Origin of the sequence: Clostridium sp. CAG:265 (genome assembly GCF_000436575.1) — a bacterium.
GTDB lineage: Bacteria > Bacillota > Clostridia > Clostridiales > Clostridiaceae > Clostridium > Clostridium lentum.
Genome location: NZ_FR886583.1, coordinates 19,954 through 37,054, shown reverse-complemented (window position 1 = coordinate 37,054; position 17,101 = coordinate 19,954). Strand labels below are relative to the sequence as shown.

Sequence of the window (17,101 nt, the reverse complement as noted above, 5' to 3'; positions counted from 1 at the left end):
AAATGTTAATAAAAGAAAATAGATATACATATAAATATATAGGGGGTGATAAAAATGATGAGAGAGTTTGAAATAGAGAGGCAGTTTCAAATAAAAATTGATATTATAAAGGCTAATAAAGGTGTATATTACTTAAAAACTAATAAAGGCGAAAGATGTCTAAAGAAAATTAATTATGGACCTCAAAAACTCTTATTTGTTTATGGAGCAAAAGAGCATCTCATAAAGAATGGGTTTGAATCTGTAGATAGATATTTCTTAAATAATGAAGGTGAGCCTTATGCTTTAGTAAATGAGGATTTATACACCCTATCTGAATGGCTAGATGGAAGAGAATGTGACTTTCATAATTTAGAAGAGGTGAAATTAGCAGCTGAAACTTTAGCCAGATTACATGAAGCTTCTAAGGGGTATGATCCTCCAGAGAATTCTAAGCTAAAAACAGATTTAGGTAGATGGACTAGCCTCATGGAAAAGAGAATAAAATCATTAGATAAAATGAGAGATATGATAAGAAAGAGAAATAATAAGACTAATTTCGATATGTTATATCTTAAATCTATGGATTTTTATAAGGAAATTGGTAAAAATGCCTTGATGACATTAAAGGAATCAAATTATATAGAACTTTGTGAAATTGCAGAAAGGAATAAAGGATTCTGCCATCATGACTATACTTATCATAATATAATACTTACTGATGATAATAAGGTAAATATAATTGATTTTGATTATTGCAAGAGGGAAATAAGAGCTTATGATATTTCAAATTTTATGATTAAGGTGCTTAAGAGATGTAACTGGAACTTAGAGTATGCTAAGGAGATAATCAATGCATATAATAGTGTATCTCCTTTAAGAGATGATGAATATAAAGTGCTTTATGCATATCTTCAATTCCCACAGAGATACTGGAGGTTAGCGAATAGATATTATTATAATGAGGTTAATTGGGGACAAAATACTTTTTCTAATAAAATTGAAAGTATAATAAATGAACAAGAGAAGTTTACTAAGTTTTTAGATGATTTTAAAAAGGAATATTCCCTTTAAAAAATAGGGCTGTTTAAAGAAACAGCTCTATTTTTTATCTTGCTAAATAAAAGTAAATATTTCATTAAACAAAGAGTCGATTATTCTCATATTATAAAATAGTAATATGAAATATGGAGATGCATATGAAAATAGGCGATATTGTTGTGAGAAAGTCATATGATAAGGACATAATATTTAGAATTATAGATATAAAGGAAGTAAGGGGAAAAGTATATTGTATTTTGAAGGGATTAAGCATAAGAATAATAGCAGATTCACCTAAAGATGATTTAGAAGTTGTAGATTATGTATATGTGGAAGAAAAGGAAAAGATATTAAATAATAGAGTAAATGAAGCAATGAAAAAAGCAAAAAGCATGCAGAAAAGAATTGGTATGAGAGAACAGATAAATTGTCGTATTAATAAAAATACAAAGGCACAAGCTGTAAATAATGATATGTTCTTTGGTAGACCAGGGAAAATACTTCATATAGATGGTGATGAAGAATACTTAGAAACATGTTTAAAGGTTTATAAGCAACTATCTTTAGATGCAGTAGGAAAAGCAATAGCAGAAAAGGAGCAATGGACTAAAGTAATAGATCTTGTCAAAGAAGTAAAGCCTGATATTGTAGTTCTTACAGGACATGATAGTGTGATAAAGAGTACAGATGATTATTTAGATCTTGAAAATTATAGAAATACTAAATATTATATTGAAGCAGTCAAGGCATTGAGAGATTATAATTCCAGCTATGATGAGCTAGTGATATTTGCAGGAGCTTGCCAATCATGTTATGAATGCCTTTTAGATGCAGGAGCTAATTTTGCTAGTTCACCAAGCAGAGTTCTTATACATTGTCTAGATCCTGTTTTTGTTTGTGAAAAAATAGCCTATACCAAAATAGATGAAGTTGTTTCTATAACAGATTTAGTTGAAGGTACTATTACTGGGATTAAGGGCATTGGTGGATTGCAGACTAGAGGGAAATACCGTGAAGGATATCCAAGGTCAAATTATATATAGTTAGTATATAGCTGAGCTGTATTGAATGATATAGTTCAGCTATATAAGATATAAAAATTAATAAAATTTTAGAGTTACTGTATAAAATTTATAAAATTTGAAACAATAATTAATGGATTGATAATATTATCTAAAAAGTAAAAGTTTACATTGACAAGTGTATATAAAGATGATAAAATATTTTGTTTTATTTGACAAATGGAAAAAAAAGGAGTAAAATTTATATTAGAAAGAGGGTGTTTTCATGGAAAGAAACAGGACTTTAGCAACAATTAGGAATGATATTGAAAGGCATGTAGGTGAAAAAGTAACCTTAAAAGCCAATGGAGGCAGAAAAAAAATTCTAGTCAATGATGGAATAATTGAAAGCGTTCATCCAAGTATTTTCGTTGTTAGATTAGACAATGACACCCAAAGGACCGTGACATATAGCTATTCAGATGTTTTGACAAAAACAGTTATGTTGTATTATGCTGTATAATTAAAGGCTTCGAATAAATATCGAAGTCTTTTTTTATATATAAAAAAAGAAAGATGGCGGGTATCCATCTTTCAACTATGGTATAAAAGGGTATTGAGAATTTATGAGAGGTTATATGGTCAATAACCATATTTATAATACGACATATTTTTAATGTTGTCAACAATATATTAAAAAAATATAAAAAAAACTTAAATTACGTCTTTGATTCGACATGATGTTTATAAAATTATATCTTTCATAAAAGTTTTCTTAGAAAATTATAAAAAGCTATTTGAAAGTGTTAACAAATATCATTTATTAGAATAAATATATAGTTAGGGAAATATATATTATAGTAGTTAAGCTATAGGAGGGATACTATGTCACAAATAGATGTCATTAAAGAAAATGTTCAATATGAACAGCTTTTAAGAGAAAGTACTGGAAGCAATATTTTGAAAGGGGAATACTTAATTAAGGATTCACATCCAGATGTACATGAAATCTTAGGAGTTGATGCAAAGGCTACAGTGACCAATAAAGAAGTTTTAGCTGATAAAGTTATGCTTGAAGGTGTTGTAACCTATACTGTTTTATACTTATCTATTGATGAAAGTGATATAGAGAGAATAAATTCTGTAAATCTATCAGAAAAGTTTGCAGATTATCTAGAACTCACTGGTATAGAACATAAAGTCCTTTGTGATGTTGAATGTGTAGTAGAACATATACAAGCTAATATTATGAATGAGAGAAAAATAGCCATAGAAGGAGTTAGGACTACAAAGTGGCATATTTATGAGATTGATGAATTTGAATTTATTAAGGATTTGGAAGGAAGTTCAGATATTCAAGTTCAAAAGGAAACTGAAGAGATAAATAAGGTAATTGGTGATAAAGAAATAGAACTTATGGGAAAATCAATTTTAAAAGCTACTATGGATAAGCCAGAAATAGAAGATATATTACAATGTTCATTAAATCTTCATAAGAAGGAAACTAAGCTAGGAGAAGATAAGATATATTTTGGCTGTTATTGTAAAGTAGAAGTTTTATATAAGGGAAAAGATACTGATGATATCGTACTTTTAAATGATGATGTATATTTATCTAAAGAGCAAGAGCTTATTGGATGTAATGCTGATATGATGGCGTATAATGAAGTGGATATAGTAAATAGTGACTATATAGTAACTTTAGATGATTTAGGGGAAAATAGAATTATCAATGTTGAGTTCTTAGCTAAAGGCGTAGTTAAAGTCCTATCTAAGGAGAAGATTGATTTAATAAATGATGCATATTGTCCATCACAACCAATAGACTTAATAAAGAATAATCATGATATTGGCTTAATACATGGTATGGTAAATACAGAGGTAATTTTGAAAGATAATATATCTTTAGATGATGATAAAGAAAAGATAGGGTCAATTATAATGACGTCAGGATGCCCTGTTATTACAGATAAAAGCGTTGAAAATGATAAAATAAAATTAGAAGGAGTAGTAAAGGTTTCAGCACTATATAGAACTGCTGATGAGATAAGCAGGATAAATATGTGTACAGGAGAAGTTCCTTTCACTACAGCAATAGACTTGAAGGGTACTAATAAAGATATGGATGTAGTTAGTAAGGTACAAATGGAAACAATAGACTCAATTATTGAAGCTAATACTATAGGAGTAAGAATTACTTTAAGTGTATGGGCTAAGGTTTCTTATAAGGTCAATAAAGAATGGATAGTTGATGTTGTGGAAAGTGAAAATGGACGAGCAGAAAGTGAAGCATCTGTCATAATCTATTCTGTAGATAAAGGAGATACCTTATGGAAGCTTGCTAAAAAATATAATACAACCATTGAAGAATTGGTAAAGATTAATGATATTGAAAATCCAGAAATAATAATCATTGGTCAAAAGCTTATAATACCAGGAAGAGCTATTTTTTAATTAACTTTTTAACCCCAAAAAAGGTAATCGCATTTGCGATTACCTTTTTTTGAATAATGAGTTGATATTATGGATAAAATAACAAACGTACGATTTGAGGTGAGATGATGAGTGAAAAAGTTGTCGGCAATTTAATTATCATTGGAGGGGCAGAAGATAAAGTTGGCGATAAGGAAATATTAAAGAAAGTAGTAAGTTGTATTAATAGGGAAAAGGATATGATTTTAATTGCAACTATAGCTACAGAATATCCAGAAAAAAGCTTTAAAAATTATGAAAAGGCCTTTAAATCCTTAGGTGTAAAGAATATTGAAAAATTAGATATAAAATGTCGAACTGATGCTTATGTAACTGAAAATATAAATTTAGTAAAGAAGTGTAGTGTTTTATTTTTTACAGGTGGAGATCAACTTAGGATAACTAGTATATTAGGGGGGACTCCAATTAATGAAGCTATAAAAAGCTTATGTAAGAGTAAAGCATCTATTGTGGGAACTTCGGCAGGAGCTTCAGTTATGAGTGATACGATGATAATAGAAGGAAAAGATGATGAATCACCAAGAAAATGCACTTTGAAAATGTCACCAGGATTAGGATTGGTAAAAAATATTATGATAGATCAGCATTTTGCACAAAGGGGAAGATTAGGAAGGCTTTTGACAGGAATAGCACAAAATCCAGAAGTGTTAGGGATTGGCATAGATGAAGATACAGCAATAATTGTCAGTGATGAAGGTATAGCTGAAGTTGTTGGATCAGGAGCAGTATATTTTGTTGATGGCAGTAGCATACGATATAGCAATGTTTCTGAGCAGTATAGTAATGAAGTGCTAAGCATGTTTAATGTTAAATTACATGTACTAAAAGAAGGAAATAAATTTAATTTACTTAAAAAGGCGCCTTTAGAGGAGGATATGAATTTTTATGAAAATGATAAGCAGCACAGTTTATAAAGGGAGAAATATATATTCACATAAAAAGTGTATAAAGCTAGAAGTAGATTTGGAAGGATATTCGGAAATTGCCAGCAAAGATATTGAATCTTTTAATGAAAGACTTTTAGAATTAGTTCCAGAATTATATACCCATAGATGTGGCATTGATGAAGAAGGCGGTTTTGTTAAAAGATTAAAGGAAGGCACATATCTAGCACATATATGTGAGCATATTATTATTGCTTTGCAAAATAGTGTAGGTATTAATTTAGCGTATGGAAAGGCAAGAGAAAAAAACGGGGATATCTACATCATAGTATTTCAATATAAATATGAAAAGGCAGCAATGGAAATTGTTAAGTTGGCTATTGAAATAATAAATAGCCTAATTAAGGGAAGTAATATAGATATTAATATGAAATTAAGCATAATAAGAGAAATAATTAATGAAGAGGCTATAGGCCCAAGCACGGCAGAAATTATAAAAGGAGCAGAAAAGTTTAATATGCCAGTGATAGATATTGGCAATGGAGATTTCTATCAGATAGGATATGGCAAGCAAGGAAGATGCATTGAAGCGGCTATAACCAGTGAAACAAGGTGTGTAGCAGTGGATATTTCCTGTGATAAGCTTATTACAAAAAAACTTTTAGATATTCAAAATTTGCCAGTGGCAAGAGGGCAGAAAGTTAGCAATGTACTTGATTTATTAAGAGCTGCCGATGAAATAGGTTATCCGGTGGTGCTAAAGCCACAATTTGGTAGTAAGGGCAAGGGAGTTTTTGTAGATATAAGAAGTAAAAAGGAATTAGTAAAGACCTATGATTATTTAAAGAATCAATTTAAAGATATAATCATAGAAAAGTATCATGAAGGCGATGACTTTAGAGTTTGTATTGTAAATAATGAAGTGGTAGCTGTATCAAAAAGAATTCCTCCTTTTATAATAGGTGATGGATTAAAAAATATAGAGCAGTTAGTAGAAGATATTAATTCCACTGAAAATAGAGGAAGAAATCATGAAAAGCCACTTACTAAAATAGATATTGATTTTATTTATTTAAACGAACAAGGTTATCATTTATCCACTGTACTGGAAAAAGGGAAAAAGGTATTTTTAAGGCAAAATGCTAATTTATCTACAGGTGGAATAGCTGTTGATTATACCGATGCAATAAGCGATGAGAATAAAGAAATATGTGTAAGAGCCGCAAAAGCTATTGGGTTAGACGTTTGTGGAATTGATATTTGTACTAAAGATATTACAAAATCAATTAAGGGTAATGGAGTGATATTAGAGGTTAATTCAGCACCAGGACTAAGGATGCATGTATATCCTTCTTACGGTAAATCACGTAATATAGGTGAAAAGGTTATCAATATGCTTTACAATAATAGTGTGCAAAATATCCCTGTTATATCAGTGACAGGAACAAATGGGAAAACAACAACAACTAGAATTATTAGCAGTATATTAATGAAAATGGGATATTGTGTGGGTATGACATGCACTGATGGCATATATATAGATGGCAATTGTATTGATAATGGAGATGATACAGGAGCAGATAGTGCTACTTGTGTACTTTTAAATAGAGATGTTGATGTGGCTGTATTAGAAACTGCTAGAGGTGGAATCATCAGAAAAGGCTTAGCATATGATTTGGCAGATGTAGCTGTAATCACTAATGTTACAGAAGATCATTTAGGTTGTGATGGTATAGAAGATATGGAAGATTTATGCATGGTAAAGTCTTTAGTGGCAGAAGCTGTAAAAGAAGATGGATTTGTAGTTGTAAATGCTGATGATAAATATAGTTTGGATATTATTCCGCGGATAAAGGCGCAAATAATATATTTTTCAAAGGATTGCAATAATGATTATATTTTAGAAGCAATTAATAAGGATAATATATGTGTTTATTTAAGAGAAGGATATATATGTGTTTATAACTACGGTAGAGAATACAGAGTAATAAAGGTTGAAGATGTACCAATAACTTTAAATGGTGTATTGGAATTTAACATTGAAAATGTTATGGCAGCTTGTGCAAGTTTAATAGCAATGCAAGTAGATTATAGCATGATAAAAATAGGGCTTAGCAAATTTGAATTAAATGAAAAAGATAATTCAGGTAGATTTAATATCTATGACTGCAATGGGGTAAAAGCAATTTTAGATTATGGTCATAATATTGATGGATATAGAAAGGTTTTATCATCTCTTAAAGAATTGGCAAAGGGTAATATTATTGGTGTTATAGGGATACCAGGAGATAGAAGTAATAATGATGCTGTAAGAATAGGTAAGCTTAGTGGGAAGAATTTAAATAAGATAATAATTAAAGAAGATAAAGATAGAAGAGGGCGAAGATGTGGTGAGATAGCAGAACTAATCAAGAATGGAGTTCTTCAAGTAAATAAAGATTCAGATTTAAAAGTAATTTTAGATGAGGTTGAAGCGTTTAGAACAGCACTTATGGAAGCAAAGAGAGGAGATACGGTAATTGTATTCTTTGAAAAGAGAAAGCCTCTATTAGAAGTTATTGAGTACTTTAGAAAAGAGCAAGAGGAAAATGGATATAAAAAAATTAATTGAATAAGTGATAAATATTGGGTAACATTTAATTTCTTAATTTGCTTATAAGAAGTTTTATGTTACCCACTTTTTCAAAAATTTTATGTAATAAAAGATATATTTACTACAGATAAAATACTATATATAATAATAGTTATAAAGTTTAGATATATTTGAGTTTGAAGAATTAAATATATGATTATGACAGATTAAGTAAAAGGCTTTCGTCGAAAGGATTTGAATATATGAAAATTAAAGCATACGGTAAGGTAAATATATCTTTAGATGTGGTTGGAAAAAGAGAAGATGGTTATCATCTATTAAGTATGATAATGCAGAATATAGATTTATATGATGAAATTGAAGTTGAGAAGCAGAAATATGGAATAACTTTAGAATGCAATAAAAGTTATGTTCCTGTGGATAATAGAAATTTAGCATATAAAGCAGCTGAAATTTTTAAAGAAAGATATGATATTGTTGATGGAGTTAAAATAAATATAGAAAAGAATATTCCAGTTTCAGCAGGACTTGCAGGTGGAAGTACAGATGCAGCAGCTGTATTAAAAGTAATGAATGAATTATTTAATGTTAATGCAACTGAGGTAGAATTAATGGAGCTAGGTTTAAGATTAGGTGCAGATATTCCTTATTGCATTCATGGAGGCACAGCATTATGTGAAGGAATTGGTGAGATAATAACTCCTATCAAGTCATTTAAAGATAAAATAATAGTATTAGTTAAGCCAGCATTTGGAGTTTCTACTAAAGAGGTATATAAGAATTTCAATTTAGAAAAAGTTAAACAACATCCAAAGACAGCAGAGATAATCAATGCTATAGAAAATGATAACTTAAATTTTGTAGCAAGTAATATGAAAAATTTATTAGAAAATGTTACATTAAGAAAACATAAGATATTAATAAAAATAAAAGAAGAAATGAATGCTTGTGGAGCGATAAATTCAATGATGAGCGGAAGCGGGCCAACAGTCTTTGCGTTTTTTGATGATATGCTAAAGGCACAAAAATGTTTTGAAAAGATGAAAAAGAAATATAGTGATGTATTTATTACAAGAACAATATAAAAATAAAAAATAGATAAATATGAATAATCCCCTAAAGTATGTCAATACTTAACTCATATAGGGGGTTATAAGTATGAAAAAGATTTTTAGTATATTTTTAGTTTTTATAATTTGCATAGGTATTTTAGTAGGCTCAACTAATGAGGGATGCTTGGAGGCACAACTAGTGAGCTTAAATTATGATGAAATTAAAGACAAGCTTATTAGATTTCATGTTATTGCAAATAGCGATTCTGATGAAGATCAAGCTGTTAAGTTATTAGTAAGAGATAAAGTTATTGATTATATTAATATTCAGTTAAAGGATGCTACAGAAGTAGATGAAGCAAGAAATATATTAATGGATAATATAGAAGAGGTAAATAATATAGCAATAAATGTACTTTGGGAAAATGGTTTTGATTATGAAGCTAAGACAATGATATCAAGAGAAAACTTTCCAGATAAGGTTTATGGAGATTATTTATTTCCACAAGGGAATTATGAAGCATTTAGAATTATCATCGGAAATGGTGAAGGTCATAACTGGTGGTGTGTGATGTTTCCACCATTATGTTTTGTAGATGAGACAAAAGGTGATGTTGATTCAAGTAACTTGAAAGAAGTTCTTGTTGATGATAATGATGAAGAAAACAATAATATAAAATGCAAATTTAAAATAGTAGAACTAATAAAAGATATTTTAAAAAATAATTAGGGGAATAAATATGACTAGAGTATAATAGAGTAAAGGAAATGAATGTATCTCCAATGAAATATAAAAAGTTAGAAAAATATTTAATTAACGTAAAATAGGAGGAAATATGGAAAAGAGTGCAATAATATCTGTAAGAAGTTTTTCAGATTTAAATAAAGATGAAGTAATAGAAGTAGTTACGCCAGGAAAGTTTCATTTAGGAGAAAGTGAATTTAAGGCTGTGTATGAAGAGTCGGAAATATCAGGCATGGATGGAACAACTACTACTTTAGTTATAAAAGATGAGGCATTAATTTTAGAAAGAGAAGGTTCTACTACTACAAGAATGGAATTCAAAAAAGGAGAAGAAGTAGTTTCTTTATATAATACTCCGTATGGAATGATGAATATAAATATATATACAAAGGAATTAGATATAGATATGGATGATGATGGTGGAGTGGTATATACTAAATATATATTAGGATTAGAAGGGCAGTCAGGAATAACTATAGAGCTTAAAGTTAAGATTAGAGCTAATTAAGATAAAATCACAAGGTAATTATTAATTATCTTGTGATTTTTTTAAAATAAATATAAGTAATTAATATTGGTATATTCTAAATAACTGCATAGTTATATATTTATATGGAAATAATTATATAAAAAGGGGAAAGGAGTGAATATATATAGAAAAGTATCTAGTAATTATACAAATTATTGCTCAATTTTATGGAATTGATGATGAAGAAATATGCGTAATTATGAAAAGAAGAGAATGTAAATACTTACTACTTTTATTAATGAGAAAATTTAATTGCTTAGATAAAGGGCTCATAAAGGATCAGCTTCAGCTGAAATCTGATAAGACAATCAAGAATAATATAGTAAAAGCTGAAGAAAAATTACTGATGAATAAGGAATTTAGAGATAATTTCTTTTACTTAGAGGAAAAGATAGAGAAAAATTTTTAAAAAAGACAAAAAACACTAGATAAAATATAACTAATGTGATATGATTTTATTTATGAATTAAGGATTACCCCGCTTGTGTAATTAGTGGGGTAATTTATATTATATCAAAGATAAAATCAAGTGTCAACATTAAAAATATAAATTAGGAGGAAAAATAATGGCTACTAAATATGTTTTTGTAACTGGTGGTGTTGCATCAGCTTTAGGAAAGGGAATAACAGCAGCATCATTAGGGAGATTATTAAAAAATAGGGGATTAAAGGTATCAATTCAAAAGTTTGATCCGTATTTAAATGTGGATCCAGGTACAATGAGTCCATATCAACATGGAGAAGTTTTTGTTACAGATGATGGTGCAGAGACAGATTTAGATTTAGGACATTATGAAAGATTCATTGATGAAAGCTTAAGCAAAAACAATAATGTTACAACAGGGAAAATATATGGAGATGTAATTGCTAAGGAAAGAAGAGGTGAATACCTTGGAGGAACAGTTCAAGTAATACCTCATATAACTAATGAAATAAAGGATAGAATTTATGCAGTTAGTAAAGAAACAGATGTTGATGTAGTTATAACTGAAATAGGTGGAACAGTAGGAGATATTGAATCGCTTCCATTTTTAGAATCAATTAGACAAGTACAATATGAAGTAGGAAGAGATAATGTATGCTTTATTCATGTTACTTTAGTTCCTTACTTAGGAAAGGCTGGAGAGTTAAAGACTAAGCCAACACAACATTCAGTGAAGGAATTAAGAAGCATTGGCATTCAACCAGACATAATAGTATGTAGATCAGAAAAGCCATTAAATGAAAGTTTAAGAAGTAAGATAGGTTTATTCTGTAATCTAGAAGCTAAAAATGTTATACAGAACTTAGATGCCAATAGCTTATATGAAGTTCCATTAATGTTACATAGAGAAGGATTAGATAGGCTAGTTGTTGAAAAATTACAATTAGGATGCATAGATATCAACAATAACGAATGGATTGATATGGTTGATAGAATGAAAAATCTTAAGAAGGAAGTTACTATTGCTTTAGTAGGTAAATATGTAGAATTACATGATGCATATATTTCGGTAGTAGAAGCTTTAAACCATGGTGGACTTGCTAATGAAGCGAATGTTAAGATACAGTGGATAAATGCTGTAGATGTTACTGCTGAAAATGCTAAGAACATATTCAATAATGTTGATGGTATTTTAGTTCCGGGTGGATTTGGTGATAGAGGAGTAGAAGGAAAGATTGAAGCTATCAAATATGCAAGAGAAAATAATATACCTTTCTTAGGAATATGCTTAGGAATGCAGACAGCAGTAATTGAATTTGCTAGAAATGTTTTAGGATATGAAGGAGCTAATAGTTCAGAAATAGATTCAGAAACAAAGTATCCAGTAATAGATTTAATGAATGATCAAAAGGATGTACAAGATTTAGGCGGTACTATGAGATTAGGAGCTTATCCATGTATATTAAATAAAGAATCCAAGTCCTTTGAAGTATATGGTGAAGAAAATATATCAGAAAGACATAGACATAGATATGAATTTAATAATAAATTTAGACAACAAATAAGTGAAGCAGGAATGAAAATAGTAGGAACAAGTCCAGATGAAAGATTAGTTGAAATTGTAGAAATTCCAAATCATAAGTGGTTTGTGGCAGCACAATTCCATCCAGAGTTAAAATCTAGACCAAACAGACCGCATCCTCTATTCACAGGATTAATAAAGGCTGCTTTAGAAAAATAATTAATAAGAAGTTCTGCAATAAAAAATTGCAGTACTTTTTTTTAGGTGTGCCCAGTATTGGCAACAATTTGACGGCAAATAGTCCAATAATGGAAACAATATTAACTTTATGAATGTTATTATGATTATACTTGGTATAATAAATTATAAAAAAGGATAATCTTATAGTATAACTTTTTATTGAAATATGTATATTATTGATGGATAATTATATATGCAAATACTAAGGTTTTATTTCAATTCATTTTTTCAAGTCTAAAAGTGCAATCTTAAATGAATCCCAAAAAAATATAAAATATTATGGAGGTATAAATTTGGAAACAGAAAACTATAATGAAATGACTTTAGCTACCTTAAAAGAAATAGCTAAGGAAAAAGGTATAAAAAATATTAGTAAATTAAAGAAAAGTGAATTAATTGAAGAGTTAGTGAAAATAACTCCTAATAAAATAGAAAAGAATGGGGTAATTTTAACAGAAAAAATTGCACCTAAGAATAGAAACATAGAAGCTAGTATACATATAGATGAAAATGTAAATAGTGAAGCTTATGCAAGCGATTCAAGAGATAGATATAATGTAACAGAAGAAGAAAAGGAAGAGAAGAAGGAAAGATTAAAGGTTATGATTAATGAATCTAATTCTTCTAAAGGGGTTTTAGAAATTCAAGAAAACAATAGCTTTGGTTTTTTAAGATGTAGTAATTATCTTACTGGAGAAAACGATATATATGTTTCACCGTCACAAATAAGAAGGTTTAACTTAAGAACAGGTGATGAAGTAGAAGGAAAAGTAAGAGAAGCAAAAGATGGTGAAAAGTTTAAAGCACTATTATTTGTGGAAAAGGTAAATGGTGAATCACCAGATAAGGCTATAGGAAGAAAGAATTTTGAAAATTTGACTCCTATATATCCTAATGAAAGATTACATTTAGAAACTGATAACGGTAGGGATTTATCTTCAAGACTTATGGATTTTATGTGTCCAATAGGAAAGGGACAAAGAGGGATAATAGTTGCACCACCTAAAGCAGGTAAAACTACATTATTAAAAAGAATAGCACAAAATATTTCAAAGAATTATCCTGATATAAAGCTTATAGTATTATTAATAGATGAGAGACCAGAGGAAGTTACAGATATGAAGAGATCTATTAAAGGAGATGTAATTTACTCTACTTTTGATGAAGAACCACAAAATCATGCTAAAGTATCACAAATGGTTCTTGAAAGAGCAAAGAGAATGGTTGAACAAGGTAAAGATGTGGTTATTCTTATGGATAGTATTACAAGACTTTCAAGAGCATATAACTTAACTATAACACCAACAGGAAGAACTTTATCAGGTGGGCTTGATCCAGGAGCTTTATTAATGCCAAAGAAATTCTTTGGAGCTGCAAGAAATATAGAAGAAGGAGGAAGTTTAACAATATTAGCTACGGCATTAGTAGAAACAGGTTCAAGAATGGATGATATGATTTTTGAAGAATTTAAAGGAACAGGAAATATGGAAGTTCATTTAGATAGAAGGCTACAAGAAAGAAGAATATTCCCAGCTATAGATATTTATAAGTCAGGTACTAGAAAAGAAGACTTATTATTATCAGATGAAGAAAAAGAAGTTGCTTTTGCTATAAGAAAAAATATGAATAGAGATGGAAATATAGAAAGTATTACTGAAACATTAATAAATATGCTATCAAAAACTAAGAATAATAAAGAATTTATGGAGTTATTCATAAAAAATGAAGTTATGAAGAAATAAAAAAACGGGAAAGATATCTTTCCCGTTTTTTTAAAAACAATCTTATTTGTTAAGACCGAATTTCTTGTTAAATTTATCAACTCTACCGCCGATATCAACGATTTTTTGCTTACCAGTGAAGAATGGGTGGCATTTTGAACATATATCAATCTTTAATTCTGGTTTAACTGAACCTGTTGTAAAAGTATTTCCACATGCACACTTAACCACTGCATCGTGATGGTATTCTGGATGTATGCCTTCTCTCATATTTTTCACCTCTTTCAATAAAAATATATCATTAAAGTAAAATCTCCAATGACTTTAAAAAGTATAACACACAATTTAATAAGCAGTCAATAAAATTGCATCAATAAAACATTATCAGGAATAAGTGAATTATAGGAAATAAAAACATCTTTATTAAATAACAGTTAAAATGATATAATCTGAGTAGATATTACAGAAGAGGGAGAGATATGATGAGTAAATTATATTTTAGATACGGAGCAATGAATTCAGGAAAGTCTACTCATTTGATGCAGGTGGCACATAATTATGAAGAAAGAGGAATGAAGGTTATCTTAATAAAACCTGCAACTGATAAAAAGGGTGGAGATAAATTAGTTTCAAGATTAGGTGTAGAAAGAAAAGTTGATATACTTTGTCTAGAAAAAATGAATATCTATGAAGAAATACAAAAATGGCAAGAAGTTAAATTTAAGGTAAATTGTATATTAGTTGATGAAGTTCAATTTATGACTAAGGAACAAGTAGACCAGTTATTTAAAATAGCAGTGGTTCTTGATATTCCAGTTATATGCTATGGTTTAAGAACTGATTTTATGATGGAAGGTTTTGAAGGAAGTACAAGACTTTTATTATTAGCTCACAGCATAGAAGAGATGAAGACCATTTGTAAATGTGGCAGAAAGGCTATCTTAAATGGTAGAAAGATAAATGGGGAATTTGTTTTTGAAGGTGAGCAGGTAGCTATAGATAATATTGATAATGTGCAGTATGAATCTTTATGTGGACATTGTTACTTTAGACATAAAAATAATAAATAATGAAAGTGTGATGATATGAGAAAGTGTGATGTAGGGGGGCAAGCTGTAATTGAAGGTGTTATGATGCGTGGCTCCAAAGGTATGGCTACAGCAATAAGAACACCAAAGGGTAAAATAAAGGTTAGTGTAAAAAAAACAGTTTCATTAACTAAAAAATATAAAATTTTATCATTGCCATTTATAAGAGGAATAACGGCCTTGCTAGATTCATTAATTATTGGCATAAAGACATTAAACTATTCAGCATCATTTTTTGAAGAGGAAGAAGAGGAAAGCGCATTTGAAAAATTGATAAAAGATGTATTTGGTGAAAAATTAGCTGGTGATTTAATTATTACATTAACTATGATGCTATCATTTGTAGTTTCTATTGGAATATTTATTGGTATTCCAACTTCTATAGCTTCTATATTTAAAACCTTTGGCTTTTCTAGCATTATTTTAAATTTAATAGAAGCATCCATCAGAATTGCTATACTTATATTATATATGTTTCTTATAAGTAATATGGAGGATATTTACAGAGTATTTCAATATCATGGTGCAGAACATAAAACAATTTTTTGCTATGAAAATGAGCAGAGGCTTACTATTGAAAATGTAAAAAAACAAAGCAGGTTACATCCTAGATGTGGAACTAATTTTATATTTCTTACTATGTTTGTAAGTATATTATTATATACTTTTACAGGCTGGGGCAATTTTATAGAACGTATAATAATTAGGATAGTATTATTACCAGTAGTAGCTGGAATAAGCTATGAAATAATTAAATGGCTAGGAAGGTCAGAAAGTAAGCTTAGCAAGATAATTGCTTATCCAGGGCTGATGCTACAAAAACTAACAACAAAAGAGCCAGATGACATGCAAATAGAAGTTGCAATCAAGTCATTGATGGCTGCAGAGGGGATAAAAGATATGAAGACTATTGGAGAACTTCTCATATATGGTAACCAGCAGTTAAAGGAAGCAGAAATAGATACTTATATATTAGACTGCCAGTTATTATTAACAAAGGTGTTAAATAAAGATAAAATATATTTAATATTAAATAAAGATGAGGAAGTAAGTAATCTTAATGAAAATAAGTTTAAACAACTTATTAAAAAGAGAAAAGAGAAAATGCCTATGGCATATATATTAAAAGATGTTGAATTTATGGGATTAGATTTTTATGTGGAAGAAGGAGTTTTGATTCCAAGGGGAGATACAGAAGTTTTAGTTGAAGAAGTGCTAAAATATATAGGTGAAGAAGAGGCTATAAGTATATGTGATTTGTGTTGTGGAAGTGGAGCTATCGGCATATCATTAGCAGCTTTAAGAAATAATATAAAGGTAGATTTAGTTGATTTTTATCCTATACCTGAAAAAGTAACTAAAAAAAATATAGTTAAACATAATTTAGAAGAAAGAACAGAATTCATTAAAAGTGATTTATTGAATAAAGTTATAGAAGATGGCAAGAAATATGATATATTAGTATCTAATCCTCCATATATAGCTGATGAAGTAATTGATGATTTAATGGAAGATGTGAAAGATTATGAACCACATACAGCTCTAGCTGGTGGAGAAGATGGAATGGATTTCTATAATATAATAGTTTCTGAGAGCCGTAAGGTGTTAAATGAAAATGGTATACTTGCATTTGAAATAGGATATGATCAAGGTGAGAAGGTAAAAGTTCTGATGGAAGAAAATGGGTTTAAAAATATTAAAGTTATTCAAGATTTAGCAGGATTAGACAGGGTAGTAATAGGAAATTTCTAAAATCTTGATATAATTAGATTAAATATGATATAATATT

General features: G+C 29.2%; 15 protein-coding genes. 14 read left to right on the top strand and 1 reads right to left on the bottom strand.

Going from position 1 to position 17,101, the window contains the following annotated elements; all coding sequences use genetic code 11:
- The first annotated feature begins 54 nt into the window (after positions 1–54).
- From Q5O29_RS01925 to rho, 12 genes are all read left to right on the top strand, one after another.
- Positions 55–1,053 carry a CotS family spore coat protein gene (locus Q5O29_RS01925; RefSeq protein WP_022211335.1) on the top strand — a complete coding sequence of 333 codons (999 nt, stop codon included), beginning with the start codon at positions 55–57 and terminating at the stop codon, positions 1,051–1,053.
- Positions 1,054–1,178: 125 nt separating this feature from the next.
- Positions 1,179–2,063: a sporulation peptidase YabG gene (gene yabG, locus Q5O29_RS01920; RefSeq protein ID WP_022211334.1), complete on the top strand. Its 885-nt coding sequence runs from the start codon at positions 1,179–1,181 to the stop codon at positions 2,061–2,063.
- Positions 2,064–2,307: 244 nt separating this feature from the next.
- Positions 2,308–2,544 (top strand): Veg family protein, encoded by a 237-nt coding sequence (locus Q5O29_RS01915; RefSeq protein ID WP_022166413.1) that lies wholly within the window; start codon positions 2,308–2,310, stop codon positions 2,542–2,544.
- Between the two features lie 362 nt (positions 2,545–2,906).
- A complete protein-coding gene (locus Q5O29_RS01910; protein WP_022211333.1) occupies positions 2,907–4,475 on the top strand; it encodes an SPOCS domain-containing protein in 1,569 nt (522 codons plus the stop codon).
- Between the two features lie 107 nt (positions 4,476–4,582).
- Positions 4,583–5,428 (top strand): cyanophycinase, encoded by an 846-nt coding sequence (locus tag Q5O29_RS01905; RefSeq protein WP_022211332.1) that lies wholly within the window; start codon positions 4,583–4,585, stop codon positions 5,426–5,428.
- On the top strand, positions 5,400–8,009 hold the full coding sequence (gene cphA, locus Q5O29_RS01900; protein WP_022211331.1) for a cyanophycin synthetase: 2,610 nt from the start codon (positions 5,400–5,402) through the stop codon (positions 8,007–8,009). Before Q5O29_RS01905 ends, cphA begins: the two co-directional genes overlap by 29 nt.
- Before the next feature lie 224 nt (positions 8,010–8,233).
- Positions 8,234–9,076: a 4-(cytidine 5'-diphospho)-2-C-methyl-D-erythritol kinase gene (ispE, locus tag Q5O29_RS01895; protein ID WP_022211330.1), complete on the top strand. Its 843-nt coding sequence runs from the start codon at positions 8,234–8,236 to the stop codon at positions 9,074–9,076.
- 73 nt (positions 9,077–9,149) lie between these two features.
- On the top strand, positions 9,150–9,773 hold the full coding sequence (gene spoIIR / locus Q5O29_RS01890) for a stage II sporulation protein R (protein ID WP_022211329.1): 624 nt from the start codon (positions 9,150–9,152) through the stop codon (positions 9,771–9,773).
- Between the two features lie 106 nt (positions 9,774–9,879).
- Positions 9,880–10,296, top strand: a complete 417-nt coding sequence (locus Q5O29_RS01885) for a DUF1934 domain-containing protein (protein WP_022211328.1) — start codon at positions 9,880–9,882, stop codon at positions 10,294–10,296.
- A gap of 220 nt (positions 10,297–10,516) precedes the next feature.
- Positions 10,517–10,726 carry a hypothetical protein gene (locus Q5O29_RS01880; protein ID WP_186835129.1) on the top strand — a complete coding sequence of 70 codons (210 nt, stop codon included), beginning with the start codon at positions 10,517–10,519 and terminating at the stop codon, positions 10,724–10,726.
- Between the two features lie 157 nt (positions 10,727–10,883).
- On the top strand, positions 10,884–12,482 hold the full coding sequence (locus Q5O29_RS01875) for a CTP synthase (RefSeq protein WP_022211327.1): 1,599 nt from the start codon (positions 10,884–10,886) through the stop codon (positions 12,480–12,482).
- 338 nt (positions 12,483–12,820) lie between these two features.
- Positions 12,821–14,245 carry a transcription termination factor Rho gene (gene rho, locus Q5O29_RS01870; protein WP_243166634.1) on the top strand — a complete coding sequence of 475 codons (1,425 nt, stop codon included), beginning with the start codon at positions 12,821–12,823 and terminating at the stop codon, positions 14,243–14,245.
- Positions 14,246–14,287: 42 nt separating this feature from the next.
- On the opposite strand, the gene rpmE is transcribed toward rho, so the two are convergent.
- Positions 14,288–14,494 carry a 50S ribosomal protein L31 gene (rpmE, locus tag Q5O29_RS01865; RefSeq protein ID WP_022211325.1) on the bottom strand — a complete coding sequence of 69 codons (207 nt, stop codon included), beginning with the start codon at positions 14,492–14,494 and terminating at the stop codon, positions 14,288–14,290.
- 212 nt (positions 14,495–14,706) lie between these two features.
- Between rpmE and Q5O29_RS01860 the strand changes: the two genes are divergently transcribed.
- Together Q5O29_RS01860 and prmC are read left to right on the top strand one after the other, a co-directional pair.
- Positions 14,707–15,294 (top strand): thymidine kinase, encoded by a 588-nt coding sequence (locus tag Q5O29_RS01860; protein ID WP_186835149.1) that lies wholly within the window; start codon positions 14,707–14,709, stop codon positions 15,292–15,294.
- A gap of 15 nt (positions 15,295–15,309) precedes the next feature.
- A complete protein-coding gene (gene prmC, locus Q5O29_RS01855; RefSeq protein WP_022211323.1) occupies positions 15,310–17,064 on the top strand; it encodes a peptide chain release factor N(5)-glutamine methyltransferase in 1,755 nt (584 codons plus the stop codon).
- Positions 17,065–17,101: the final 37 nt, after the last annotated feature.